Here is a 24,750-nt window from a genome sequence, read left to right as displayed (position 1 = left end):
GAGGAATCATGGCCAGACGCCCGGCAAAGGCAGGCGGATCGATCGCACGCGGCGGTGGCGTCGCGCTGGGCGAAGCGGTGTTCCGCTCGCTCTGCGAGGCCCTTCAGGCCGGCAGCTACCGCGCCGGCGATCGCCTGCGCGAGGAAGAGGTCGCGCAACGGCTGAAGGTCAGCCGCACACCGGTGCGGGAGGCGCTTGGCCGGCTCGCCGCACGCGGCTTCGTTGAGCCCGCCGGCGGCCGCGGGCTGATCGTGCGCAACCTCGACATCTCGGAGGTGCTTGAGCTCTACGCCATGCGCGAGATCATGGAAGGCGCCGCCGCGCGCCTCGCCGCGGAGCACGCCTCCGCACCAGAGATCGACGCACTCAGGGATATCGAGCAGGCCTTTGTCGAGGCATCCGAGGCCGATGCCGCCGAGATGGCCGGAGAAATGGCAAGGCTCAACCGCGCCTTCCACGAGGCGATCTGCCGCGCCGCGCGCAACCGCTATCTCGACAATGCCTCGCGCGAGCTGCAGGACTGGATCGCCCTGCTCGGCCCCACGACCTTCACGGTGACGGGCCGCCCCTCGACCAGCCATGGCGAGCACCAGGGCATCATCGAGGCCATCGCGGCGCGCGACGGCGACAAGGCCGAGCAGCTCGCGCGCGCCCACATTCGCGAGGCGCTGCGCTGCCGGCTCAAGCTGCTGCAGAAGCAGTAGGGCGTTTGCGCATGAAGGTCAGCTTCCGCGGGTTTAGCGGAAGTCGACCCGCTTGGTCGATATCGACTGGTTATGACCCTCGCCGACATTTGTCTCTAAACGCGTGTGCGAACGGCAATCTGTCCGTCAAGAAAAGAAGCCGTAGTTGATCTTCCAACCAGTGCTCTTTTCCAATTCGTCGAATAGGGCGTCGAAGCCCTGGGTTCTGCCATAAGCAGTCGCGCTGACATATCGAACGGGCCCATCCGTCTCGAAATAGAATTGAATCGCGCCGCCGCCCAGATTCTCCGCACGCTCCCAGTAGCCATTGCAACAAGGATAGCGTCCGTCTACTCCGAACAACATAAGCCAGAGCCGCAGCGCAAGAGACATGTGTTTTCGAGCCTCGATCGCAACCGATGATTCCTCGGCCAGGTAAACAAACCGAACCCCAGAAAAAGCGCGACTGAGCTGCAATTGGACGTCGGCCACACTACCCAGTACAGTCCGGTCCGATTTGCGGATCACTCCACGCAATGACATCTGACACCTCGACCTTTCGGGCGCAAACGTAAGCGCAAGTCAATATCACACAGTCGTTGTCGTACTGTGGCAGTCCATCCTTCCTGCCCCAGCGGCAGCCTGTCAACAACGTAGACTTCTGCAATTGGGCCCAAAGCTGAGGCAGGGCATGGCGCCGGGATGGGTCTGATATCACAGGTAGATCTTATCGAGGTCCACCGAGGATTCGACGCCGAGTTTGACGAAGTTCTTCGCGAGCCAGTCGTCCGCGCATTTGCGGCCCTGATCGCGAAGAAAAATCAGGAAATCCCAGTCGGCGTTGTACTTGCTGGTTGGCGTGAGCGCGCCCATGAAGCCGTCATCCGAGATGCTGTGGATCAGCACGTTCTTCAGCCCGCCATCCGTGACACGCTTTTGCCTGATCAGGCTGGTGACGAAGCCGATCGCGCGCATCTCCCGCATCAGGGACGAGTTGAAGCTGATCTCGTTGATGCGGTTGAGGATATCGTCGGCCGTGCGGGGCACATCTGTGCGCAGCAACGGGTTGATGTGGACAATGACGGTGTCGGCGCTCTCGCAGTTGTAAATCAGCGGGAAAATTGCGGGATTCCCCATATAACCGCCGTCCCAATAGGCTTCACCGTCGATCTCCACCGCATGAAACATAGTTGGGAGGCAGGCCGAAGCCATCACTGCATCGACCGAGATCTCCTTTTCCGCAAAGATCTTCACCTTGCCAGTGCGAACATTGGTCGCTGACAGGAAGAGTTTGACCGGACAGTTCGCTCGTTGCAATACGCCAAAATCGATCGACTGCTCGACCACCTCACGTAAAGGGTTGTAGTTGATCGGGTTGAATTGATAGGGCGAGAGCATGCGTGTCACGAAGCCGATCATTGAGAATATCGGCGACCATGACAGCTTGTGATCGCCCAGCATCCGGTCGAACGGACTCGGCTGCAACGGCCCACGCCTCGCTGCCTCACTGACACGCTTCCAATAGTCGGTGAGCGCCTTGTGCGCGCCATCACGACCGCCAACCGTCAACCCGTATGCGAAGGCCGCGGCATTCATCGCGCCGGCGCTGGTCGCACTCAGTCCATCAAAGGCCAATTTCTCTTCGTCCAGCAGCCGATCGAGTACACCCCAGGTAAAGGCGCCATGCGCGCCACCTCCCTGAAGCGCAAGGTTGATCTTCCTGACCTGGTTGGAGGTTGGCTCAAGCCGCTCCCCGGCGTTCCGCTCCGCACTCGCATCCATGGAGGCCATCGGCATCCCATCTGATTTGCTACGGTCGTTTCATTGCCTTTGAAAGCTCTTTGATTCTGCTTGTCTGCGAAATTGCGCGTTTCCACAGAGCCGGATTGGCGCTCTGGCGGATCTTGAGGATTAAATGATCCAAATCGGAAATGCTAGACAAGTCCATGTCGCTCCCATACCCGACCTTGGCATCCCGAGAGAGAACGCGGGCGCAGGACGCCAACCTTTCTCTGTTTTCTCGAGTGCCGTCACGCCAGCACGTCCGCCACCACCGCCTTCACCACATCGCGCACATCGGTCGGCTTCATCCGCACCTGCAAGCCACGCTGGCCGCCATTGAGATAGACCAGAGCATGCGCGAGCGCGCTCTGCTCGATCACGGTGCGGACCGGCTTGCGCTGCCCGAACGGGCTGATACCGCCGACCTTGTAGCCGGTGACACGCTCGGCCTCCGGCGGTTTCATCATCTGCGCCGACTTGCCACTCATGGAAGCGGCGAGTTTCTTCATCGAGACTTCCTGGTCGGACGGAACGATCACGCAAACCGGCTTGCCGTCCACCAGCGCCATCAGCGTCTTCAGGACGCGAGCCGGGTCTTCGCCGAGCGCCGCGGCGGCCTGGAGGCCGATGCTTTCGGCATCGGGATCATAGTCGTAAGCGTGAACGGTGAAGGCAACGCGGGCAGCTGTGAGTGCGCGGGTGGCGGGAGTGACCTTGGACATGGGCGATGTGTAGCACCGTCAGCGGCGAAGCGGCATAGGCCGCGGCACGTGTAGCTGTCGTCCCGGCGAACGCCGGGACCCATAACCCCAGGAAGGAGTTTGGCTAAGGCTTGTAGTCCGGGACTGCGACCGTCAGCAATTGATGGACCACGCGGTATGGGTCCCGGCGTTCGCCGGGACGACAGCGGTTGGTTGGCCAAGCCGTCGCGTCAAACACCAGAAAGACGCTACTCCGCCGCGTCCCGCATCTCCGCGCGTTCGGCTCTCGCGGCGCAGAACTTGAATTCCGGGATCTTGCCGAACGGGTCGAGTGCCGGGTTGGTCAGCAAGTTCGCTGCCGCCTCTGCGTAGCAGAACGGCATGAACACCATGTTCTCCGGCACGTCGCGGTCGGAACGGACCTTGACCTCGACGGCGCCGCGGCGGGTCTCGAGCCGAATGAAATCGCCGGGCACCAGCTTCTTCTTGCGCATGTCCTTCGGCGACATGAATGCGACCGCCTCGGGCTCGATCTGGTCGAGCACCTGGGCGCGACGCGTCATCGAGCCGGTGTGCCAGTGCTCCAGCACGCGGCCGGTCGAGAGCACCATCGGATATTCGTCGTCGGGCACCTCGTCCGGCGGAATGACATGGGCCGGCACGATCTTGCCGCGACCGCTCGCGGTCGGAAATCCCGTGGTGAAGATGATCTCGTTGCCCGGCTTGTTCGGATCATCGGCCGGATAGGTGACGGCGCCTTCGCGCACCAGGCGCTCCCAGCTGATGTTCTTGAGCGACGGCATCAGTTCCGCCATCTCGGTATAGACATCCCCCGGGCCGGAATAATTCCACGGCAGGCCCATGCGCTTGCCGATCTCCTGAATGATCCAGAGATCCTGCCGCGCATCGCCCGGCGGCTTGATCACCTGACGCGCGAGCTGGACGCGGCGGTCGGTGTTGGTGAAGGAGCCGTCCTTCTCCGCAAAAGCAGACGCCGGCAGGATGACGTCGGCATGGAACGCGGTCTCGGTGACAAAGAGATCCTGCACTACGAGATGATCGAGCATCGCGAGCGCCTGGCGCGCATGCTGGAGATCGGGGTCGGACATCGCGGGGTTCTCGCCCTCGATATACATGCCCGTGATCTCGCCGGCGTGAATCGCATTCATGATCTCGACCACGGTCAGGCCGCGCACGGGATCGAGCTCCTGCTGCCAGAGCTTTTCGAAACTGCCGCGTAGATCGTCGCGGCCGACGGGCTGGTAGTCCGGCAGGAACATCGGGATCAGGCCGGCGTCGGAGGCGCCCTGCACGTTGTTCTGGCCGCGCAGCGGATGCAGCCCGGTGCCGGGCCGGCCGACCTGGCCGGTGATCAGCGCCAGCGCGATCAGGCAGCGCGCATTGTCGGTGCCGTGGACGTGCTGGCTGATGCCCATGCCCCAGAAGATGATCGATGATTTGGCGCGCGCATAGGTTCGCGCCACCTCGCGGAGCGTCTGTGCCGGGATGCCGCAGATCGCCTCCATCTTCTCCGGGGTGAATTCCTTGATCTTCTCCTTGAGGTCCTCGAACCCCTCGGTGTAGCCGGCGATGTACTGGTCGTCGGTCAGGCCTTCGGTGATGATCGTGTTGATCATCGCATTCAGCATGGCGACATCGGAGCCGGGCTTGAACTGAAGATGCTTGGTCGCATGACGCGACAGCGTCTGCCGGCGCGGATCCATCACGAACAGCTTTGCGCCGTTCTGCTTGACCGCGTTCTTCATGAAGGTCGCCGCGACCGGATGGTTCACGGTCGGGTTTGCGCCGATCACCCAGATCACCTCGGCATCCATCGCCGCCGAGAACGGCGCCGACACCGCGCCCGAGCTCAGGCCCTCGAACAGCGCCGCCACCGACGAGGCGTGGCACAGGCGCGTACAGTGATCGACATTGTTCGAACCGAAGCCGGTGCGGACCAGCTTCTGGAACAGATAGGCCTCTTCGTTCGATCCCTTGGCCGACCCGAAGCCGGCCAGCGCCTTCACACCCTTCTCGTCGCGGATCTTGACGAGACCTTTGGCTGCGATGTCGAGCGCTTCATCCCAGCTCGCTTCACGAAAATGCGTGAAGGGGTTGGCGGGATCGACCTGGTCGTTGGAATCCTTCTTCGCATTCGGCAGCCGCACCAGCGGCTTTGTCAGGCGATGCGGATGATGGATGTAATCGAAACCGAAACGGCCCTTGACACAAAGACGATTGTGATTGGCGGGGCCGTCGCGGCCCTCGGCATAGATCACCTTGTCGTCCTTGACCTCATAGGTCACCTGGCAGCCGACGCCGCAGAACGGGCAGAGTGAATCCACCTTCTTGTCCGCGTAGGTCACGCGGGTCTGCTTGTCGTCGAGCATCACCGCCGGCATCAGCGCACCGGTGGGACAGGCCTGCACGCACTCTCCGCAAGCGACGCAAGTGGACTCGCCCATCGGATCGTCGAAGTCGAACACGATCTTCGAGCCATGACTGCGGTAGGCCATGCCGATGACGTCGTTGACCTGGACCTCGCGGCACGCGCGCACGCAGAGGCCGCACTGGATGCAGGCGTCGAGATTGACGCGCATCGCCGGATGGCTGGCGTCGGTTTCCCAACGCTCGGCAGCGGGGAAGCGGCTCTCGGTGACACCAGTGGTTTCTGCCCAGTGCCAGAACTTCGAATCCGGGTCATGGCTAGTCTCACGCGCCGGCTGGTCGGCGACCAACAGCTCCATCACCATCTTCTGGGCAGACACCGCACGCGCGGATTCGGTCTTCACCTTCATGCCCACCGACGGCGTGCGCTTGCAGGACGCGGCCAGCACGCGCTCGCCCTCGATCTCGACCATGCAGGCGCGGCAATTGCCGTCGGGGCGATAATCGGGCGCGGGCGAATAGCAGAGATGCGGAATCTCGCGACCCTGACGTTTTGCGACCTGCCAGATCGTCTCGCCGGGCTTGGCCTCGACCTGCTTGCCGTCGAGCTCGAACGTAATCTTGGTCATTCGGCGGCTTCCTTGAACTCGTCAGGGAAATATTTGATCACGGAAGACAACGGATTCGATGCTGCCTGTCCAAGCCCGCAGATCGACGCATCGCGCATCGCCTGGCTCAATTCTTCCAGCAATGCGCGGTTCCAGACCGGCTTCTGCATCAGTTGCGCCGCCTTCTGGGTTCCGACGCGGCACGGCGTGCACTGGCCGCAGCTTTCGTCCTCGAAGAACTTCATCAGGTTCAGCGCCGCCGCACGCACACTGTCCTTCTGCGACAGGATCACGATTGCGGCCGATCCAATGAAGCAGCCGTATTTCTCCAGCGTGCCGAAATCGAGCGGAATGTCGTCCATCGACGCCGGCAGAATGCCGCCGGACGCGCCGCCCGGAAGATACGCATAGAACTGATGGCCGTCGGCCATGCCGCCGCAATACTCGTCGATCAGCTCGCGCACGGTGATGCCGGCGGGTGCGAGCTTCATGCCGGGGTTCTTGACGCGGCCCGAGACCGAGAAGCTGCGCAGGCCATGGCGTTCGTGGCGGCCATTGCCCTTCCACCAGTCGGCGCCCTTCTCGACGATGTCGCGTACCCACCACAGCGTCTCGATGTTGTTGATCAGAGTCGGCAAGCCGAACAGGCCGACCTGGAACGGATAAGGCGGCTTGTGCCGGGGCAGGCCGCGCTTGCCCTCGATGCTTTCGAGCAGCGAAGACTCCTCGCCGCAGATGTAAGCACCGGCGCCGCGGCGCATGTGCAGCGTCGGACCACCCGCGGGAAGTTTCGCGAGCTCGCGCTCGAGGATCTCGCGGGAGGCCGGATATTCGTCGCGAAGGTAGATGTAGACGTCGGAGGCCTGCACCACATGCGCGCCGATCAGCATGCCCTCGATGAAACGGTGCGGATCGCTCTCGAGATAGACCCGGTCCTTGAACGTACCGGGCTCGCCCTCGTCGCCGTTGATCGCCATCAGGCGCGGACCGGGCTCGCCGAGCACCGCGCGCCATTTGCGCCCCGTCGGGAAGCCGGCGCCGCCGAGGCCGCGCAGCGAGGCATCGTCGAGCGCTTTCAAGAGATCGTCCTTCGACATCTCGCCCGAACGCACACGACCCAGCAGCTTGTAGCCGCCGCCGGCGACATAGGCGTCGTAGTCGATATAGTTCGGCAGATGCGTGTGGGTGTCGCCGCTCTTCGCGGCCGCCATCACATTGGTGACGGTCGCATGATCGACGAAGTTGTGGCCGACTTCGGCGGCCGGCGCCGTATCGCAGCGGCCGACGCAGGGCGCACGCACGACGCGGATGCCGGGGCCTGAGGCGCTCTGCAAATCCTCGAGCAGCTTTTCACCACCAAGCATCGCGCAGGTCAGCGAGTCACAGACGCGGATGGTCAGCGGCGCGATGCCAGCCTCGCCTTCCTTCACCACATCAAAATGCGCGTAGAAGGTCGCGGTCTCGAACACTTCGGCGAAGGCGAGCTTCATCTCGTCGGCGAGCGCGGCAAGATGCGCGGCCGAGATCTGGTGATATTTGTCCTGGATCAGGTGGAGATATTCGATCAGGAGATCGCGCCGCCGCGGCCTGTCGCCGAGCAATTGCTCGATCTGATGCAAGGCGGTCGGATCGACCTGCCGGCCCTTGGGCGTAGCCTTGGCGCGCCGGCGGCCCTCGCCCGGATGCTCGAATTCCCTGACCTTGTGAACGTCGTCGTTGCTGCTCATGGAAACGTCGCGTTCTCCTCAAAAGCGCGATGATCTCAGGGCGGGATTGCCGTCGCGATCCACCCTCATTTCCAGACCTGACACTCGGGAACCGCGTCGCACGCGGCCCTGAGACCAAGTCTCATTCCACGCAACTCTAGCCGCTGGTATACCAGAGGCCAAGCAAATTTAGAACGTCTCTATAATCATTTAGAGGGCGGGCAGCTGCCCTGCCACGCCCCCAAAGCGAGTTGATGGCGGAACTCCTCAGGTCTTGTTCATGCACTCTTCGATGTAGAACCAGCGGTCATCGCCGGCGAGGCCCTTGGCCTTTACGTCGGCGCGGCACGCCTTCAGCTTCGGCTTGTTGGCCGACCATTTGGCCTTCATGTCCTTCAGCTTCTGCATGGTCAGCTTGATCTTGCCCGGCTTGGCTTCGGTCGTTGCGGCAGGAGCGGTGGTGGCGGGCGCCGCTGCAGTTTGCGCGGACACGACATGAACGCTTGCGGCCAGCAGCATGGCGGCAAGACAGATACGGGTACGTAACATCAGAATCCCCCTAGATCCCATTCTCAGTTTTGTCAGGCGAGCGTCGCGGGATGCTGAGGTGCCAGCATCCCGCGACGATGTGGGTTTGCGATCAGAAGATCTTCACCGCGCTCTCGAGCGTCTTGTAGACGCCATAGGCCAGCGGAATGGCGACGAAGGCCCAGAACAGCGCGGCCTTGCCGTCGAGACCGCCGGTGCCGATCCCGAACGAGCCACTCTGCTGACCCGCACTCGCTCCGGCCGTTGAGGCCTGCAGTTTCGCTACCTCGGCTTCGCTCATGTACCACTTCGAATCGACCGGCTTGACCAGGTAGTTGCAGATCAGGCCCGCGATCAGCATCGCGCAGAGGATATACATGGTGGTGTTGTAAAGCTGGTCGCGCGGCACACCGGCCGCGAGCTGGAACTCGCGGATGTAGTTGACCACGACAGGGCCGATGATGCCCGCGGTGGACCACGCCGTCAGCAGCCGGCCATGAATGGCGCCGACGAACTGGGTCCCGAACATGTCGGCCAGATAGGCCGGCACGGTCGCGAAGCCGCCGCCATACATCGACAGGATGATGCCGAAGCCGAGCACGAAGAGCAGCTTCGAGCCCATCGCCGCGAAGGTCGGCGCCAGCGCGTAGAGCACGATGCCGAGGATGAAGAACGTGTAGTAGGTGTTCTTGCGGCCGATATAGTCCGACAGCGACGCCCAAACGAAGCGACCGCCGATGTTGAACAGCGAGAGCAGGCCGGCAAAGCCCGCGGCGATACCGGCAATCTGCGCCTTCTGTGCCGCGTTCAGCGCGTTGAAGCCGACGTCCGGAAGGCCGATCAGCTTGCCCGCGAAGATTTCCTGGAGCATCGGCGAGGCCATGCCGATCACGCCGATGCCGGCGGACACGTTCAGGCACAGCACCCACCAGATCAGCCAGAATTGCGGCGTCTTGTGCGCATTGTTGAGATGGACGTGATGCTCGGAAATCATCGTCTTCTTCTCGCTCGGCGCCGTCCAGCCCTCGGGCTTCCACCCGGTCGGAGGCAGGCGATAGCGGAACGCGCCGATCATCATGAAGACGAAATAGATGATGCCCATGGTGAGGAACGTTTCCCAGACACCGACCGAGGTCGGGCTCTTGAACACGTCCATCAGCCAGTTGGCCAGCGGAGCACCGATCATGGCGCCGCCACCAAAACCCATGATGGCCATGCCGGTCGCCATGCCGCGCCGGTCGGGGAACCATTTCACCAGCGTCGACACGGGTGAGATGTAGCCGAGGCCGAGGCCAATGCCGCCGATCACGCCGGAGCCGAGCCACATGATCCAGAGCTGGTGCAGATAGATGCCGATGGCGCCGAGCACGAGGCCACCACACCAGCACAGCGCAGCGACGAAGCCTGCCTTGCGCGGGCCGGCACGCTCGAGCCAGCCGCCCCACATCGCGGCCGAGAGGCCGAGCACGACGAAGAACAGCGTGTACATCCAGCCGAGGCTTGCGACCTTCCAGTCGCAAGTGGTGGTGAAGAGCTCCGACCACAGCGAGATGTCCGGGCAGGCCTTCGGCGCGGTCAAACCGATCGCGCGCGACAGCGGCAGCCAGAACACCGAGAAGCCATAGGCCATGCCGATGCACAGATGGATGCACAGCGCCGCCGGCGGCACCAGCCAGCGGTTGAAGCCGGCGGTCGCGATGGTTCGCTCGCGATCAAGAAACCCCGCGCCGGCGCCCGAAATCGTTCCAGCGCTCTCAATTGTAGCCATGCATTCCTCCCCTGCAGCTGCCCTTCTGAGCAAAACTGCCGCTACCATCCTGGTCCTCAGCCCATTGCGGTGCAGCTGTTGTCCCTGCTGCTCCGCACAATCACCCGACACGCGCCAGGATCGTCACGCGCGTCTGAAAAGTTAACCCCTTGATCGGCGCTCTATGCCCGATACGATTTGCAGGCTTCGTACGTGGCCCGCTGATCCGCGTATCGCGGACAAGACTCAACCTCCGCGCCTGCACGGAGAAAGTCAATTGGGGCAGAAGCCGTCATCGATGTCGATAGATAAATGGTCGGTATCAGCGCGGTAACGCGCTCAAGAACGCAGCGCAGCATTGGCGCTGTCTATCGAACCATTTGCTTTTTCTATCAAGAACACGATGCGCGCCTCGTTGCGCTCGGTGATCTCCACCGTGTCGCCCGTCTCGCGGATCAGGTTCGGAATGTCAATCACGGACAACGGATCGGTACAGTGCACTTCGAGCTGATCGCCCGGCTGCAATGGTTTCAGCGCCTTGCGCGTCTTTAGGGCTGGCAGCGGGCATTTCAGCCCGGTGAGATCAAGCGTCGTTCTGGTCGTTGCTCTTGTCATGGGCGCAACATGGCGGGAGGGGTCGAGCACGTCAATGCAACGGCCTAGAGAAGATCAGCATAGGACAAGAAACCTACGCTCTCGCCCGGCTCGACCCGCACAACGTCTTCGCCCAGTTCGATCAGGCCATCGGTCTCGAGCAATGACGACAGCAGGCCTGCCCCTTCGCGCGGAAACTTCACCGCCTCCAGCGAGCCATCCTCTGCACGCCGCAACGATGCGCGCACATATTCGCGACGGCCGAGCTTTTTCTTGTAGGTGAACGCCGCGCGCAGCGGGATCGGCAACAGCGGCTCCGACACGCTGCCGGCAAGTGCCAGCACGGTCGGCCGCACCACATGGACGAATGTGACAAAACTCGCGACGGGATTTCCGGGCAGCCCGATCAACGGCGTGCCGCCGATGACGCCCATCGCAACGGGCCGGCCGGGCTTGATCGCCATCCGCCACAGCACGAGTGAGCCGACGCTCTCGACCGCCGCCTTGACGTGGTCTTCCTCCCCGGTCGAGACGCCGCCGGTGGTCAGGATCAGATCGTGGTGACCGGCAACCTGCTTCAATCCGTCGGCAAGCGAGGTGCGCTCGTCACGCAGAATGCCGAGATCCGAGACCTCGCAGCCGAGACGGCGCAGCATCGCCATGAGCATGAAGCGGTTGGAATCGAACAGCTGCGAGCCCGCGCGCGGCTCGCCGGGCGAGGCCAGCTCATCGCCGGTGGAAAAGACGGCGACACGGATACGCCGGACGACATCGAGCCGGGTCAGGCCGAAGGCTGCGGCAAGCGCGACATGCTGGGGCAGCAAGCGCTGGCCGGCGCGCAACGCGACGTGTCCCACTGGAATGTCCTCGCCTGCCGGACGAACATTGGCACCTCGCTTCAACCCGGGCGGCAGCACGATCTTGCCGGCCTCATCGATGCGGACATCTTCCTGCATGAAGACGGTCTCGGCCCCCGGCGGCATCGGCGCGCCCGTGAAGATGCGCGCGGTGTGGCCGGGCTTGATCGAGGTCTGCGCCAAGCCACCAGCCTGGATGCGGCCATCGAGCGGGAACGCCCGTTCCGCGTCCCGCGGCAGGTCGGCATGGCCAACGGCGTAGCCATCGACGGCGGAGTTGGTAAAAGGCGGCAATGGCAGGGGCGCCGCGATATCGCGCGCCAGGACACGTCCGTCGGCATCGACGAGTGCGACCGTCTCGAGATCGGCAATCGCGCTGACACGTGCCGTAATCAGGCCAACGGCCTCGTCGACCGACATCATCGGTCCACCGAAGGCAAAGCAATCGTCCGACAGTTGCGCCATGGTGCCTCGTCAGCGCGTCGCGGCGCTTCTTGCCACCGCTTCCTCGACCGGCATCGCCGCGCGCAGCAGCAGTGCCGCAGCGGCCTCGATGTCATCGAGATGGACAGTCGGCAGCCGGGTTTCAACCGCGACGTCGGTCGCGATCCCGACAATGCCGGGATCGTCGGGGAACAACAGCGGCTTGTCGTTGCCAGCGCGATGCACCTCGATCTTGCGATGCGGCTCGCGCTTGAACCCTTCGACCACGACGAGATCGACCGCGGACAGCTTGCTCAACAGTTCCGGCAGCCGCGGCTCGGCCGCGCCGCGCAATTCGTGCATCAGGGCCCAACGGTTCGCGGAGGCCACCAGCACCTCGGCCGCACCGGCCTCGCGATGGCGCCAGGAATCCTTGCCGGGCACATCGACGTCGAACTGGTGATGCGCATGCTTGATCACGGAGACGCGCAGGCCCTGTGCGTTGAAATGCGGGATCAGCCGCGTCAACAGCGTGGTCTTGCCCGCACCGCTCCAGCCTGCAAGGCCGATGACTTTCATCGCAACTCGATCTCCGCCGGTCGCATAACGCGCCGGAACCGCTTCTCTGTCGTCGTGCGCATGCTTATATCGGCTTGACCCGAATGTCATGCTAACGTCGCCCCCATGATGAAGATCGACAAAGCCCCGGTCCCCCTGATCGTCCCGAACCCCGACGATCCGCGCCTGACCGAGAGCGTGACCGGGACCGACCAGACCGGCGCCAGGGTCGAGATCAAGGTCCCGATGGAGCGGCCGCTGACGCTCTACCTGAATGCGCAGGAGATCGTCACCATGATGACGATCGGCGACTATCCGGAATATCTGGCGCTCGGCTACCTGCTGAACCAGAACATGCTGAAATATAATGACGCGGTCACCGAGGTCGAATACGACGACGACCTCCAGGTCGTGGTGGTGCGCACCGAGCACCACACCAATTTCGAGGCCAAGCTGAAGAAGCGCACGCAGACCTCGGGCTGCGCGCAGGGCACCGCTTTCGGCGACCTGCTCGAGGCGGTCGAAAGCGTCGCGCTGCCGAAGGCCGAGCTGCGCACCTCCTGGCTCTACCAGATGACGCAGACCATCAACACCATGCCCTCGCTGTACCTGGAGGCCGGCGCGATCCACGGCTGCGTGCTGTGCAAGGCGGGCGAGCCGCTCTGCTACACCGAAGACGTCGGCCGCCACAACGCAGTCGACAAGATCGCCGGCTGGATGTATCGCCACGGCGTCGATGCCGCCGACAAGATCCTTTATACGACAGGACGTCTCACCTCGGAGATGGTGATCAAGACGGTGCGGATGGGCATCCCGATCCTGGTGTCGCGCTCCGGCTTCACCGCCTGGGGCGTCGATCTCGCGAGGCAAGTGGGCCTGACGCTGGTCGGACGTACCCGCGGAAAGCGCTTCATCGCGCTCGCGGGCGAGGAGCGGATCATCTACGACCAGAACCTCGATTACGTCGAAGAGGAGTCGGCGAAGCACAAGCGCAAGGGTGAGGCTGGTGACGACTGAAATTCCCGCCACGCAAGGCGTGCTGCTCGCCGGCGGCCTCGCACGCCGCATGGGCGGTGGCGACAAGCCGATGCGGACCATCGGAGGCCGCACCATTCTGGAGCGCGTGATCGCGCGCCTGAAGCCGCAGTGCGACGGATTGATCCTCAATGCGAATGGCGATCCGGCACGCTTCGCTGCGTTCGGCTTGCAAGTCATTGCCGATGACGTGCCCGGCTTTCCCGGCCCGCTCGCCGGCATTTTGGCCGCGCTCGACTGGACCGCGGCGAACCGGCCGGAAATCGAATGGGTGCTCAGCGCCGCCGGCGACTGCCCGTTCCTGCCACGCGACCTCGTCGCAGGGCTGCATGAGGCGCGGGCTCGGGAGAACGCACAGCTTGCGGTCGCCGCATCCGGCGACCAGTCGCATCCGGTGATCGGCCTGTGGCGCGTCGCCTTGCGCGACGAGCTGCGTCATGCGCTGGTCGTCGAGGATCTCCGCAAGATCGACCGCTGGACCGCGCGCTACCCGCTCGCAACGGTGACGTGGCCGGCCGAGCCGCTCGATCCGTTCTTCAATGCGAACACGGTCGAGGACATCGCCGAGGCCGAGCGGCTCGCAGCGCTGGATGACGCGGCCTGAGCCGCTTTACGACTTTGGAAACTCGTTGAGAAGCTGCGCCCAGATGATCGCGAAGGCGATCAGGCCGGCAATGCCGACCACGGTGGTAAACCGCGGCAACCGGTTGATCGCGACCAGCAGCCAGGCCGGCAGGAAGAACAGCCCAAAAACCATGCCGAGCGGAAACACCGCGAGCCATTGAAGGCCGGTGCCGTCGCCCTGCGGGACATGGGCAATCGCATAGAACGTGTAGAGCCAGAACAGCGTGCCGGTGGCCGCCACAAGGGCCGCGATCTTGCGGAAATTGAGGGAGGTTAACGCGGTCATGGCCTGGCTCATGCCCCTTGGTCGCAGCGGCGGCCGTTCGCGTTCACGAGGGCGTCGAACCGGGCCGAGGCCGGCGGCGACTACTGGTCGGGACATGCCCCTGGATCAGCCATGGCCGACTCTCTCCTGAATGCCATATTCGCAGTCGTCGATTTCGTATTCGACCTCTCGGTCGCGATCGATCGCACGAAACGGCTGAGCCGACAGGCCACGGGCAGCGATGAGATTGTTGAGGTCCCTGTGGACCCGAAGCCGCTGCCGCCCGCCGCGCAGCGTGCCATCGCTGAAGCCGAGGAGCGGGAACGCGTACGCGAACGGGCCGCTCAGGCCGCCAGCGGCACCGACCAGGCGTCGTAGCCGTAGACCCAGCTCGTATCGGTCCGCTCCTTCAGCCAGATGTTGGCGCGCGAGGTCTCCTGCACCCGCGTGGTCCGAACCTTGCGCGTCGCCTCGAAGCGGCGGAAGGCATCCGCGACGCCGTCGCGGTCGACACCATCGAGGCAGCGCGAGAGCACCGCGGCATCCTCGATCGCCATCGCGGCCCCCTGCGCCATATAAGGCGTCATCGGATGACAGGCGTCGCCGAGCAGCGTCACCCTACCGTCGGCCCAGCGCTCCAGCGCATCGCGATCCATGATCGCCCATTTGTGCACGTCGGGGCACGTCGCCAGCACCTGGCCGACTTGCGGATGAAAGCCCTCGAACGAGGCGCGCAGATCGCGCACGTCGCCCTTCGCCGACCAGGACTCGATGCGGAAGTCGGGCTCCGGCTGGCTGGTGACGAGATAGACCTCGCTACGGTCAGGCTTGACATAGTAGATCACGATGTGGCGGTCCTCGCCCCACCACTTCGTGCAGTCATCGATCTTCTCGCCGAGCAGCGCGGCCGGATAGGTGGTGCGGTAGGCGATACGGCCGGTGAATTTGACCGGCGCGGTGTCGAACAGAATGTCGCGCACCGCCGAATGCACGCCGTCGGCGCCGACCACGGCATCGGCAACAGCGCTGGTGCTGTTGGCAAAGCTGAGCCGAACGCCCTCGCCGGTCTCGTCGAGGCCGACGAGCTTGTGGTTGAGCCTCACGAACTCATCCGGCACCGCGCTCGCCAGCGCGGCGTGGAGATCACCACGATGCGCCAGCAGATAGGGCGCGCCGAACTTTTCCTCCGCGCTCTCGCCAAAGATCATGTCGAATTTGATGTCGCCGCTCTTCCAGTCGCGATTATTCCAGGACCGCGGATAGAACGCGTGCTCGCGCATCCGCGCTTCGAGACCAAGCGCGCGCAGCACCTTCATCGCATTGCAGCCGATCTGGATGCCGGCGCCGATCCGGGCGAACTGGGAGGCCTGCTCGTAGACCGTCACGTCGACGCCGACGCGCCTGAGCGCCGCAGCGGTCGCGAGCCCGCCCATGCCGGCACCGACGATCGCAACCGAAAGCGGCCTTGCCATCGCGTCCCCCCCCCGTCTTACGCGCGGCTTGGATACCGCGTCGTCTGTCGTCTATGCGGGCCGGAAACCCGCGCGCTCAAGTGCCGTGCGCGCCTCGTCCGAGCCGAGCGCATCGAGAAACGCCTGCACCGCTGGACGCTGCTTGCGTGCCGTCACCAAGGCAAAGTCATAATGCTCTTCCGCGAGCGGAATGAAACCGAGGCCGACCGCATGGGCGACCGGCGCAATGGTCATGCCCCAATCGGCGCGGTGCTGCGCGACAGCCGCGGCGACCGCATTGTGCGAGCGGGGCTGGTTCCAATAACCTTCCGGGCGGGCTCCGGCGAGCAGCCGGTCGATCAGGATGCGCGTGCCCGCGCCCTGGTTACGGTTGACCATGATGCAGGCAGGGTCGGCGAGCGCGGCAGCGACCGCTTCCTTTGCGCCGAGCCCCTCGAAACGCTTGTCGTCCTTGCGGAAGACGATGCCCTGCATCCGCCGCCAGCCCGGCACGAGCTCGAGCCCCTCGGCGAGGTAAGGCGTGTTGTAGGTCTCGCTCTTGTCATCGAACAGATGGATCGGCGCGAGATCGCACTCGCCGCGCTTCGCGGCCGCAAGTCCGCCGAGGCTGCCGACGGCGATCGAGCGCACAACGAGGCCCGCATGCGCGAGCGGTGCGGTCACGAGATCGAGGCCGGTGCAATGGCTGCCGACGATGACGAGATCCGGCACCCGTACATGCGGCGTGAATAGAGTGACCTCGGCTTCGGCCCCCGCCGGCATCTGGTCGGCGAGCGCATCGATGCGCAGAAAGCCGTCAGCTTGCGCGAAGGACGTGATCGCGCCAGAGCCCTTGCCGGAAGGATAGGCGATCAGGCCATCCTTGCCGGCGACCAGCGAAACCATGACGAATTCGGCGCGGCCGAGCTCGGACGCAATGCGCACCGGCACCGTCGCACTCACCTTGGCGTCGGAGCGCGGCGGCAGGCCGGCCATCTTGCGCAGCGCCGGCACGATCATGTCGTGGAAGGTGAACATCGCCGAGGTCGGAAAGCCCGGCAGGATCACCACCGGCTTGCCGTCGCACACAGCGAGACACAGCGGCTTGCCCGGCTTGAGCGCAACGCCATGCGCGATGATGCCGGGTTGGCCGAGCCGGCCGATGATGCGATGAGACAGATCGCCAGCCCCCTTCGACGTGCCGCCGGAGAGCACCAGCATGTCGCAATCCGCCAGCGCCCGGCGCATGGCGGCTTCGAGCCTGGCCTCGTCGTCTGGAATGGCGCCGAGGAAGACGGCGTCGCCGCCGTTCTCGTCGATCGCGGCCGCCACGATGGCGCCGTTGGTGTCGTAGATCGCGGCCGGCGCAAGCACCTCGCCGGGCTGTACCAGTTCGTCACCGGTGGAGATCACCGCGACGCGCGGCTTCCGCGCAACTTTCACCTCGGCGATGCCGCAAGCCGCCAGCATGCCGATCTCACGCGAGCCTATGATCGTGCCGGCGCGCAGCAGCGCCTCGCCGCGCGCGATGTCAGATCCGGCATAGGACACGAATTGGCCCGGCGAGACGGCGCGACGAATATCGATCGCATCGGGGCCGGCCGGCTGGGTGTGCTCGACCATGACGACCGCGTCGGCACCACGCGGCAACGGGCCGCCCGTGGCGATGGGCGTAGCGGTCCCCACCGCGACCTGCAGCTTAGGCGCGGTGCCACAGTGAATGGTCTCACCGTTCAGCGCGAGCCGCACGGGTGCGCCTTCGCCGGCAGCGGAAAGATCCGACGAGCGCACGGCGAAACCGTCAACATTGGAACGGTCGAAGGGCGGCACGTCGATCGGGGCGGTGATGTCCTCGGCGAGCGCTGTGCCGAGTGCATCGCCAAGCTTGCGCTGCTCGCTTGGGATTGCGCGCGGAAACAGGCCAGCCTCGAAGCGCGCGAGCGCCTCCTCGCGCGAGAGGATCTTGAGGAATTGCTCCTGTTCGAGCGCGCTGCGATCTGGCGCTTTGGGGATCATCGTCATGCCGGAACCCATATCATTCCCGCATCAAATAAGCATCGACCGGCTCGCCTGCCGCAAATCCCTCATGGCTGGCGGGAATGAGCAGCCAGGCATCCGCTCCGGCAATAGCGTGGAGCGGCCATTCACCGACTGCAAGCGGCATCCATGTCTTATGTTCCTCGGCCAGCAGGACGATCTCGGCGATACCGACGCTGGAAGCGACTTTCCGCGCGAGCGGCAGGATCACTTGGCGGCGCGGCTGCCGCGCCGCCATCTTGTCGATAAGCGGAAGCACCAGTGCGAACCAGACCGCGAGTGCCGGACCGGGCGCCCCGGGCAAGGCAACGATGGGAACTTTTCCGAGCCGCCCGGCGGCCGCCGTGCGTCCGGGCTGGAGCGCAAGACCATGGGCGAACTCCGCTCCGCGCTGAGCCAGCGCCGTCATCGCAGCATCCGCGCGACCGACGCCGCTGCCGCCGATCGTCAACAGCAGATCGCAGGCGGAGACATCGAGTGCCTCCGCGATCGACGCCGCATCGCGTGTGCCGGCTTCATGCGCGATCACATCAAGTCCTGCCGCGCGCGCAAGGCCGGTGATCGTCTGCATCGTCGCGGTTGCGCCCGGCACGTTGACGATGCGCAGCCGCGGTCGCCTGACGCTCAGCCTTTCGACATCGGCGACACGCGCGAGCAACAGCGCTTTTGCATCAATGGGACGTCCCGCCGTCGCCACCGGCGAGCGCTCTGCGATGTCGCCACCGGCACGCCCGACGCCTTGCCCCGGCGCGGCTTCCGCCAGCACCTGGGCGAGCGGGCCCGACACCTCGACCGCGCCGGCATCGAGTACACAGTCGCATCCTGCCGGCATTGCATCGCCGGCATCGACCCACACGGGTAGCTCGCTCAAAGGTAACGGCGAATAGGAGGATGCACCGACGAGATCGTTGGCGCGCAACGCCCAGCCATCTGCGGCGGCGATGTCGTGCGGCGGGCAGGCTGCGAGCTGCGGCATCCCCGCGGCGATACAGCCGACCGCCTCAGCCAGCGGCAATTCGACCGGCGCGACCGGACCGACGCCGCGCAGCAAAATAGCGAGCGCGGTATCGAGCGGCGTCAGCGAGGGCGGCAGGCGCTGGGTCATGCTTCATGATGGATCACGCATCGTGCGGTTTGGCAACCGCTCGCGCCTCGACCAATCAGCCGCCCGGCTTGTCCGCATTCGGAAAGAACACCTGTTGCCCTTCGACCTTGTAGCCGGCGATCGCCGCCTGCCCCTCCGGCGAGATCAACCAGTCGATGAAGGCCTGTCCCAGTTCCTTCCTGACGTTCGGATGCTTCTCCGGATTCACCAGCATCACGCCGTATTGGTTGAGCAACCGCTTGTCGCCCTCGACGACGATGTCGAGATCGCCGCGCTCCCTGAAGGCGATCCAGCTGGCACGGTCTGCGAAAACATAGGCATTTGCCGTGCGTGCGGCGTCGAGGGCGGCGGTCATGCCCTGCCCGCTCTCGCGATACCAGGCGCCCTTGGTGCTGGCGATGTCGATGCCGGCGACGATCCAGAGCGCGAGCTCCGCCGCGTGGGTGCCGGACCGATCGCCACGCGTGATGAACGGCGCACCCTTGGCCTCGATCGCCTTCAGCGCGGTCGCGATGTCCTTGCCTTTCACGCCGGCAGGATCACTCTTCGGCCCGATCAGGACGTAGTCGTTGTACATCACGTCGTAGCGCTTCGCGCCAAAGCCGTCGGCGACGAATTTCTCCTCCTGCGGCCGCGCATGCATCAGCACCACGTCGGCCTCCCCTCTCCGCGCGCCGTCGAGTACCTCGTCGCTGCGTCGTGCGATCACCGTCACCTCGATGCCGGTCTTGTCGCGGACAATCGGCAGCAGATAGTCGAGCAGGCCGGAGTCCTGCGTCGATGTCGTCGAGGCCAGGACAATCGCACGCTCCTCGGCAGACGCAGCCGCGATGCCCCCGGCAAGGCTGCAGAGAAGCGCAAATGCGATGGTCAATCGGCGAACGGCCATGACGGGTTCCCATTGGATGCGACGCGATCTTGATGATCGATTGCGCCACACTCGTGACGGTCTTGCCTCGCTTCGGCAGCAACAGGAGATAGAGTGCGGCTTTTAGCACTACCGAAAGGCAAGTTCACGGCGCCTCCGCGGCCACGATGAGACGAGTCATCCGGGAAGTTTCGGCAATCAATCAACCGGCACGTTGATTGCAATCACGCGCAAAACGCGGGTCGCAAGGTCCGCACCATTCGAGCCTCGCAAGATCGTCAACCAAAATCAAAACACGTGTCAGGATGTGTTGCAAAGCAACGAGATCATCAGGCATGGTTCGCGCGGACAAAAATCGAAGTGCAGAATTCCACCTGCGTTAAACGTCAAAAAGAAGCAAGAATTTGCATAGGAATGCAGGATGGAATTCCTGACGACCAGTGAAGCCGCGGACTATCTCCGTCTCGGCGAACGCAAGCTCTACGAACTCGTCACCAACGGCGCGATCCCGTGCACCAAGGTGACCGGCAAATGGCTCTTCCCGCGTCACGAGCTCGATCTCTGGGTGCTATCGGGCATGGCGCGACCGGCCGGCATGCTGACGGCGGATCCGCCGCCGGTCGTGGGCGGCAGCCAGGACGAGCTGCTGGATTGGAGCCTGCGTGAATCCGGCTCGGGCCTGGGATCGATGACCGAAGGCAGTGCGCGCGGGCTCGAGCGCCTGCAGCGCGACGAGGTCATGGCGGCCGCCGTGCACTTCCACAGCCTCGATACCGAAGGCAATCTCGCCTCCGACGCCAGCGTGACGGCGCTGCGGGACGCACCTGACCTGCATGACGCGCTGCTGGTTGCCTTCGTGCGCCGCGAGCAGGGTCTCGTGTTGCCGCCGGGCAATCCGAAGCGGCTGCGCGGCCTCTCCGACGTGCTCGCGCTCGGCTCGCGGATGGCGATGCGGCAGCAAGGCACGGGCGCGCAGATGCTGCTCGACGTTCTGCTGACGCGCGCGGGCGCCTCGATGCGCGATCTGCGCCGGGTGGAGACACCGGCGCTCACCGGGCCGGATCTCGCCGAGTTGGTCCGCGCCGGACAGGCCGATTGCGGCGTTGCGACACGCGCCGCGGCGCGCTCGGCGGGTCTCGATTTCGTCCCGCTGGTCTGGGAGAATTTTGACCTGGCGATGCGGCAGCGCAGCTATTTCCGCCCCGCCATGCAGGCCCTGATCCGGTTCCTCAGCGAACGGCGGCTGCGCCAGCGCGCCGAGGAGCTGACCGGCTACGATCCCTCGCCCGCCGGGCAGATCCGGTTCGCCGCCTGAGATTGACGCCTGCCCCAAAATAGTTGCAAAAGAAACCAATTCAGCCGGGCCATACCCGGGACAGGCAACTTTCGGCCAACGAGCCGGATCAGGGGAGGACAAGCGTGAATCCAGCGAGATTTGGACTGCCGGTCGCGGCTGCCTTGACGGCGGCGCTGCTGTCGGGTGCCGCAACGGCACAGGTGTCCGACGACATCGTCAAGATCGGCGTGCTCACCGACATGAACGGCCCCGCCTCCGCGCCGACCGGCCAGGGCTCGGTGACGGCAGCGCAGATGGCGATCGACGATTTCGGCGGCACCGTGCTCGGCAAGCCGATCAGTATCGTGATCGGCGACCACCAGCTCAAGGCCGACATCGGCGCCGGAATCGCGCGGCGCTGGTACGATGTCGATCAGGTCGATCTGATCGTCGACGTGCCGGTCTCGGCCGTTGGCCTCGCGGTGCAGAACATCGCCAACGAAAAGAAGCGGCTGTTCATCACCCACTCCACCGGCACCGCCGATTTCCACGGCAAGTTCTGCTCGCCTTATGCCATGCAGTGGGTGTTCGACACCCGCGCGCTCGCGGTCGGCACCGCGGATGCCGTGGTCAAGCGCGGCGGCGACAGCTGGTTCTTCATCACCGACGACTACGCCTTCGGCCACTCCCTCGAACGCGACGCCTCCAGCGTCATCACGGCGAATGGCGGCAAGGTGCTGGGATCGGTGAAGCCGCCCCTGGCGACGCCGGACCTCTCCTCCTTCGTGCTGCAGGCGCAGGCCTCCAAGGCCAAGATCATCGGCATCGCGGCAGGTCCGCCCAACAACATGAACGAGATCAAGACCGGCTCGGAGTTCGGCGTGTTCAAGGGCGGCCAGCAAATGGCGGCACTGCTCGCGCTGATCACCGACATCCACGGCCTCGGCCTGCAAGCGGCCCAGGGCCTGTTGCTGACGACGTCGTTCTATTGGGACATGGACGACAAGACGCGCGAATGGTCGAAGCGCTATTTCGCCAAGATGAACAAGATGCCGACGATGTGGCAAGCCGGCGTCTATTCCAGCGTGATCCACTATCTCAACGCCATCAAGGCGACCGGCACCGACGATCCGCTCAAGGTCGCGGCGAAAATGCGCGAGACGCCGGTCGAGGATTTCTTCGCCCGCAACGGCCACTTGCGCGAAGACAATCTGATGGTGCACGACCTCTGGCTGGTGCAGGTGAAGACGCCGGAGGAAAGCAAATATCCGTGGGACTATTACAAGATCCTCACGACGATTTCCGGCGACAAGGCGTTCGGCCCGCCGGACCCGGCGTGTCCGATGCTGAAGAAGTGAGAGCGTGACGGTCGCTCAGGCGACCGTCACTTCACCACGCCAATCTCGCGAAAGTATTTCACCACGCCCGGGTGGATCAGCTCCGGCTTCGGGGCCGCGGCGACCGTGTTCGCCGCAGTGGTCTCGCAGGCCTGTGCGAGCTTCTTGCAGAAATCCGCCTCAAGGCCGTGCAGCGTCCTGGCGAGACGATAGGCGACGTCGTCGGGCAGGTCTTCGCGCGTCAGCACAAAGCTCCAGGAGCCGAGCGAGGCGATCGGCTCGGACTGTTTTGGATAGGAGCCGGCCGGCACGGTCAGCGGTTTGAGGAACGCATGCTTGGCGCGGATGCGCGCGATCTCCTCGGCGGTCGGCGCGATGAAGCGCGCACCTAGCGCGCTCGATGCGACCGCCGCAAAACCCGGCCAGCCGATGCCGGCACCCCAGAGTGCGGCGACGCGGCCATCCTCGACCATCGCGGGCCCGTCACCGGCGCGGTCAAGATAAATCGCCTTGAAATCCTCGTCCTGCTTCAGGCCGAGGCCATCGAGCACGTAGCGCGCCAGGATCGGCAGGCCGGATCCCTTCGCGCCGAACGCAACCGTCTGACCGACGAGATCGCGAATGGTCTTGTAGGGGCTGTCCGCGCGCACGACGAACATGCCGGGGTTGGAGTAGATCGCGGTCAGGATCTTCAACCGCACCGGCGTTCGTCCGATGCCGGCGAAGGCCTCATAGGCCGGCTCGCCCGCGACCAGCGCGAGATCGAGCTCGCCCTTCTCCAGCAGCGGAATGTTCTCGTTGCTGCCCTTGGTGTTGCGCGGGGCGATCGTGAGCGAGGCGTCCGCCGCGTTCATCACCTCCGCGAAAGCGTTGCCATAGAGCGGGAAGCCGCCGCCGGGCGTCGCGGTCCCCAAGCTGATTGTCCTGGTCGAAATGGCGTTGCCTCCGGTTTGAGCAGCAGCGGGACTCAACAGCAGCGCCGCACTGACGAGAATCGTGATTGCGAATGTCATGGTCGTTCCGGCTGCGCCTGCGTCAACATCGACTTGAGGCGATGTAGGCAGCGGGCGGTTTTTGTGAAAGCATGCTCCGCAACGACAATAGAACAATGGGAGGCATCATGTTGCGAATTTTGCGGTGCGCTGTTTTCGGGCTGGTTTTTCTGCTCGGTGTTTTCGCAGCCTCCCCTCCCGCCTCCGCCGCCTACCCCGACCGCCCCGTGCACTGGATGATCGGCTTTGCCGCCGGCGGCCCGGTCGACATCGTCGCGCGCATCATGGCGCAGGCGCTGTCGGATCGGCTCGGCCAGCAATTCATCGTCGAAAACCGCGCCGGCTCCGGCGGCAACATCGCGGCCGGCGCCGCGATCAATTCGCCCCCCGACGGCTACACGCTCTTGTTCGTTGCGCCCAACAACGCGATCTCGACCTCGCTCTACAAAAAACTGCCGTTCGACTTCTTGCGCGACACCACCCCCGTGGCGAGCATCATGCAGCTCACCAACATGCTGGTCGTCTCCAATGCGATGCCGGTGAAGACGGTTCAGGAGTTCATCGACTATTGCAAGGCCAACCCCGGCAAGATCTCGTTCGCCTCCTCCGGCAACGGCACCTCGGTGCACATGTCGGCGGAGCTGTTCAAGGCGATGACCAAGTGCGACATGGTGCACGTGCCCTATCGCGGCTCCGCGATCGCCTTCCCCGACATCATCTCCAACAAGGTGCAGCTCATCTTCGACAATCTGCCGTCCGCGCTCGAGCAGTCGCGCGGCGGCAATGTCCGCGCACTCGGCGTGACCTCGCCGCAGCGCTGGCCCGCCGTGCCCGACGTGCCGGCGATCGCCGAGACCGTGCCGGGCTTCGAGTCGGTCGGCTTCTACGGCATCTCCGCGCCGAAGGGCACGCCGGGCGAGATCGTCGAGATCCTCAACAAGGCCGTCGGCGACGCGCTGAAGGACCCGAAGGTGATCGCGCGGCTGACCGAGAACGGCGGCATCCCCAAGCCGATGACGCCGGCCGAGTTCGGCAAGCTCGTCACTGATGAGACCGCGAAGTGGAAGAAGGTCGTGGAGTTCGCCGGGGTCTCGGTGGACTGAGCGGCACGTCGGCGCCGGTCATGCGCCCGCAAGACAAGGGGGACCTTCGGGTCCTCTGACCAAAAAGCCGAAAACAACCCCA

Annotated in this window: 23 protein-coding genes; 7 read left to right on the top strand and 16 right to left on the bottom strand. The window is 64.5% G+C overall.

Going from position 1 to position 24,750, the window contains the following annotated elements:
* Positions 1 to 8: 8 nt before the first annotated feature.
* Positions 9 to 704 carry a GntR family transcriptional regulator gene (locus NLM31_RS10740; protein WP_254192201.1) on the top strand — a complete coding sequence of 232 codons (696 nt, stop codon included), beginning with the start codon at positions 9 to 11 and terminating at the stop codon, positions 702 to 704.
* 126 nt (positions 705 to 830) lie between these two features.
* On the opposite strand, the gene NLM31_RS10735 is transcribed toward NLM31_RS10740, so the two are convergent.
* From NLM31_RS10735 to mobB, 10 genes are all read right to left on the bottom strand, one after another.
* Entirely contained in the window at positions 831 to 1,226 is a 396-nt protein-coding gene (locus NLM31_RS10735) for a hypothetical protein (RefSeq protein ID WP_254192200.1), read from the bottom strand.
* Positions 1,227 to 1,397: 171 nt separating this feature from the next.
* Complete coding sequence (locus tag NLM31_RS10730) at positions 1,398 to 2,465, bottom strand: patatin-like phospholipase family protein (RefSeq protein ID WP_254196170.1); 1,068 nt, start codon at positions 2,463 to 2,465, stop codon at positions 1,398 to 1,400.
* A 248-nt stretch (positions 2,466 to 2,713) separates the two neighbouring features.
* Entirely contained in the window at positions 2,714 to 3,187 is a 474-nt protein-coding gene (ybaK, locus tag NLM31_RS10725) for a Cys-tRNA(Pro) deacylase (protein WP_254192199.1), read from the bottom strand.
* A 227-nt stretch (positions 3,188 to 3,414) separates the two neighbouring features.
* Positions 3,415 to 6,183 carry a formate dehydrogenase subunit alpha gene (gene fdhF, locus NLM31_RS10720; RefSeq protein ID WP_254192198.1) on the bottom strand — a complete coding sequence of 923 codons (2,769 nt, stop codon included), beginning with the start codon at positions 6,181 to 6,183 and terminating at the stop codon, positions 3,415 to 3,417.
* Positions 6,180 to 7,889, bottom strand: coding sequence for an NADH-ubiquinone oxidoreductase-F iron-sulfur binding region domain-containing protein (locus tag NLM31_RS10715; RefSeq protein ID WP_254129131.1), 1,710 nt, complete (start codon positions 7,887 to 7,889; stop codon positions 6,180 to 6,182). The genes fdhF and NLM31_RS10715 overlap by 4 nt, the downstream gene beginning before the upstream one ends.
* A gap of 246 nt (positions 7,890 to 8,135) precedes the next feature.
* Positions 8,136 to 8,417 carry a hypothetical protein gene (locus NLM31_RS10710; RefSeq protein WP_254129130.1) on the bottom strand — a complete coding sequence of 94 codons (282 nt, stop codon included), beginning with the start codon at positions 8,415 to 8,417 and terminating at the stop codon, positions 8,136 to 8,138.
* A gap of 91 nt (positions 8,418 to 8,508) precedes the next feature.
* The gene (locus NLM31_RS10705) at positions 8,509 to 10,164 is read right to left on the bottom strand and encodes an OFA family MFS transporter (protein ID WP_254129129.1); all 1,656 of its coding nucleotides are present in this window, start codon (positions 10,162 to 10,164) and stop codon (positions 8,509 to 8,511) included.
* A gap of 318 nt (positions 10,165 to 10,482) precedes the next feature.
* Positions 10,483 to 10,758: a sulfurtransferase TusA family protein gene (locus NLM31_RS10700; RefSeq protein WP_254129128.1), complete on the bottom strand. Its 276-nt coding sequence runs from the start codon at positions 10,756 to 10,758 to the stop codon at positions 10,483 to 10,485.
* 44 nt (positions 10,759 to 10,802) lie between these two features.
* A complete protein-coding gene (gene glp, locus NLM31_RS10695; protein ID WP_254129127.1) occupies positions 10,803 to 12,059 on the bottom strand; it encodes a gephyrin-like molybdotransferase Glp in 1,257 nt (418 codons plus the stop codon).
* Positions 12,060 to 12,068: 9 nt separating this feature from the next.
* Complete coding sequence (gene mobB, locus NLM31_RS10690; protein ID WP_254129126.1) at positions 12,069 to 12,596, bottom strand: molybdopterin-guanine dinucleotide biosynthesis protein B; 528 nt, start codon at positions 12,594 to 12,596, stop codon at positions 12,069 to 12,071.
* A gap of 105 nt (positions 12,597 to 12,701) precedes the next feature.
* Between mobB and fdhD the strand changes: the two genes are divergently transcribed.
* Both fdhD and mobA read left to right on the top strand, forming a co-directional pair.
* The gene (fdhD, locus tag NLM31_RS10685; RefSeq protein WP_254129125.1) at positions 12,702 to 13,592 is read left to right on the top strand and encodes a formate dehydrogenase accessory sulfurtransferase FdhD; all 891 of its coding nucleotides are present in this window, start codon (positions 12,702 to 12,704) and stop codon (positions 13,590 to 13,592) included.
* A complete protein-coding gene (mobA, locus tag NLM31_RS10680; RefSeq protein WP_256562094.1) occupies positions 13,579 to 14,214 on the top strand; it encodes a molybdenum cofactor guanylyltransferase MobA in 636 nt (211 codons plus the stop codon). Before fdhD ends, mobA begins: the two co-directional genes overlap by 14 nt.
* Positions 14,215 to 14,220: 6 nt before the next feature.
* Here mobA and NLM31_RS10675 read toward each other — a convergent pair whose 3' ends face one another.
* Positions 14,221 to 14,520, bottom strand: a complete 300-nt coding sequence (locus NLM31_RS10675) for a hypothetical protein (RefSeq protein ID WP_254192197.1) — start codon at positions 14,518 to 14,520, stop codon at positions 14,221 to 14,223.
* 111 nt (positions 14,521 to 14,631) lie between these two features.
* Here NLM31_RS10675 and NLM31_RS10670 point away from each other — a divergent pair, with 111 nt between their 5' ends.
* Positions 14,632 to 14,877 carry a hypothetical protein gene (locus NLM31_RS10670; protein WP_254129122.1) on the top strand — a complete coding sequence of 82 codons (246 nt, stop codon included), beginning with the start codon at positions 14,632 to 14,634 and terminating at the stop codon, positions 14,875 to 14,877.
* Here the strand turns inward: NLM31_RS10670 and NLM31_RS10665 are convergent.
* Genes NLM31_RS10665 through NLM31_RS10650 form a run of 4 tightly spaced genes read right to left on the bottom strand, consistent with a single transcriptional unit; the run spans position 14,844 to position 19,981 of the window.
* The gene (locus tag NLM31_RS10665) at positions 14,844 to 15,971 is read right to left on the bottom strand and encodes an FAD-dependent monooxygenase (RefSeq protein ID WP_254192196.1); all 1,128 of its coding nucleotides are present in this window, start codon (positions 15,969 to 15,971) and stop codon (positions 14,844 to 14,846) included. The genes NLM31_RS10670 and NLM31_RS10665 overlap by 34 nt on opposite strands.
* 51 nt (positions 15,972 to 16,022) lie before the next feature.
* A complete protein-coding gene (locus NLM31_RS10660) occupies positions 16,023 to 17,972 on the bottom strand; it encodes a molybdopterin biosynthesis protein (RefSeq protein WP_254129120.1) in 1,950 nt (649 codons plus the stop codon).
* Between the two features lie 13 nt (positions 17,973 to 17,985).
* Positions 17,986 to 19,092, bottom strand: a complete 1,107-nt coding sequence (locus tag NLM31_RS10655) for a molybdopterin-binding protein (RefSeq protein ID WP_254129119.1) — start codon at positions 19,090 to 19,092, stop codon at positions 17,986 to 17,988.
* A 55-nt stretch (positions 19,093 to 19,147) separates the two neighbouring features.
* Positions 19,148 to 19,981, bottom strand: a complete 834-nt coding sequence (locus tag NLM31_RS10650; RefSeq protein ID WP_254129118.1) for a substrate-binding domain-containing protein — start codon at positions 19,979 to 19,981, stop codon at positions 19,148 to 19,150.
* Between the two features lie 400 nt (positions 19,982 to 20,381).
* Here NLM31_RS10650 and NLM31_RS10645 point away from each other — a divergent pair, with 400 nt between their 5' ends.
* Positions 20,382 to 21,275, top strand: coding sequence for a helix-turn-helix transcriptional regulator (locus tag NLM31_RS10645; protein WP_254129117.1), 894 nt, complete (start codon positions 20,382 to 20,384; stop codon positions 21,273 to 21,275).
* Positions 21,276 to 21,379: 104 nt separating this feature from the next.
* Positions 21,380 to 22,594 carry an ABC transporter substrate-binding protein gene (locus NLM31_RS10640; protein WP_254129116.1) on the top strand — a complete coding sequence of 405 codons (1,215 nt, stop codon included), beginning with the start codon at positions 21,380 to 21,382 and terminating at the stop codon, positions 22,592 to 22,594.
* Positions 22,595 to 22,620: 26 nt separating this feature from the next.
* Here NLM31_RS10640 and NLM31_RS10635 read toward each other — a convergent pair whose 3' ends face one another.
* Entirely contained in the window at positions 22,621 to 23,586 is a 966-nt protein-coding gene (locus NLM31_RS10635) for a TAXI family TRAP transporter solute-binding subunit (protein ID WP_254192195.1), read from the bottom strand.
* Positions 23,587 to 23,693: 107 nt separating this feature from the next.
* Between NLM31_RS10635 and NLM31_RS10630 the strand changes: the two genes are divergently transcribed.
* Entirely contained in the window at positions 23,694 to 24,668 is a 975-nt protein-coding gene (locus NLM31_RS10630; protein WP_254192194.1) for a tripartite tricarboxylate transporter substrate binding protein, read from the top strand.
* Positions 24,669 to 24,750: the final 82 nt, after the last annotated feature.

Source organism: Bradyrhizobium sp. CCGUVB4N, assembly GCF_024199945.1.
In the GTDB taxonomy this organism is placed as follows: Bacteria; Pseudomonadota; Alphaproteobacteria; order Rhizobiales; family Xanthobacteraceae; genus Bradyrhizobium.
The sequence above is the reverse complement of the archived record's forward strand: the minus strand, read 5'-3'. Positions and strand labels throughout refer to the sequence as shown.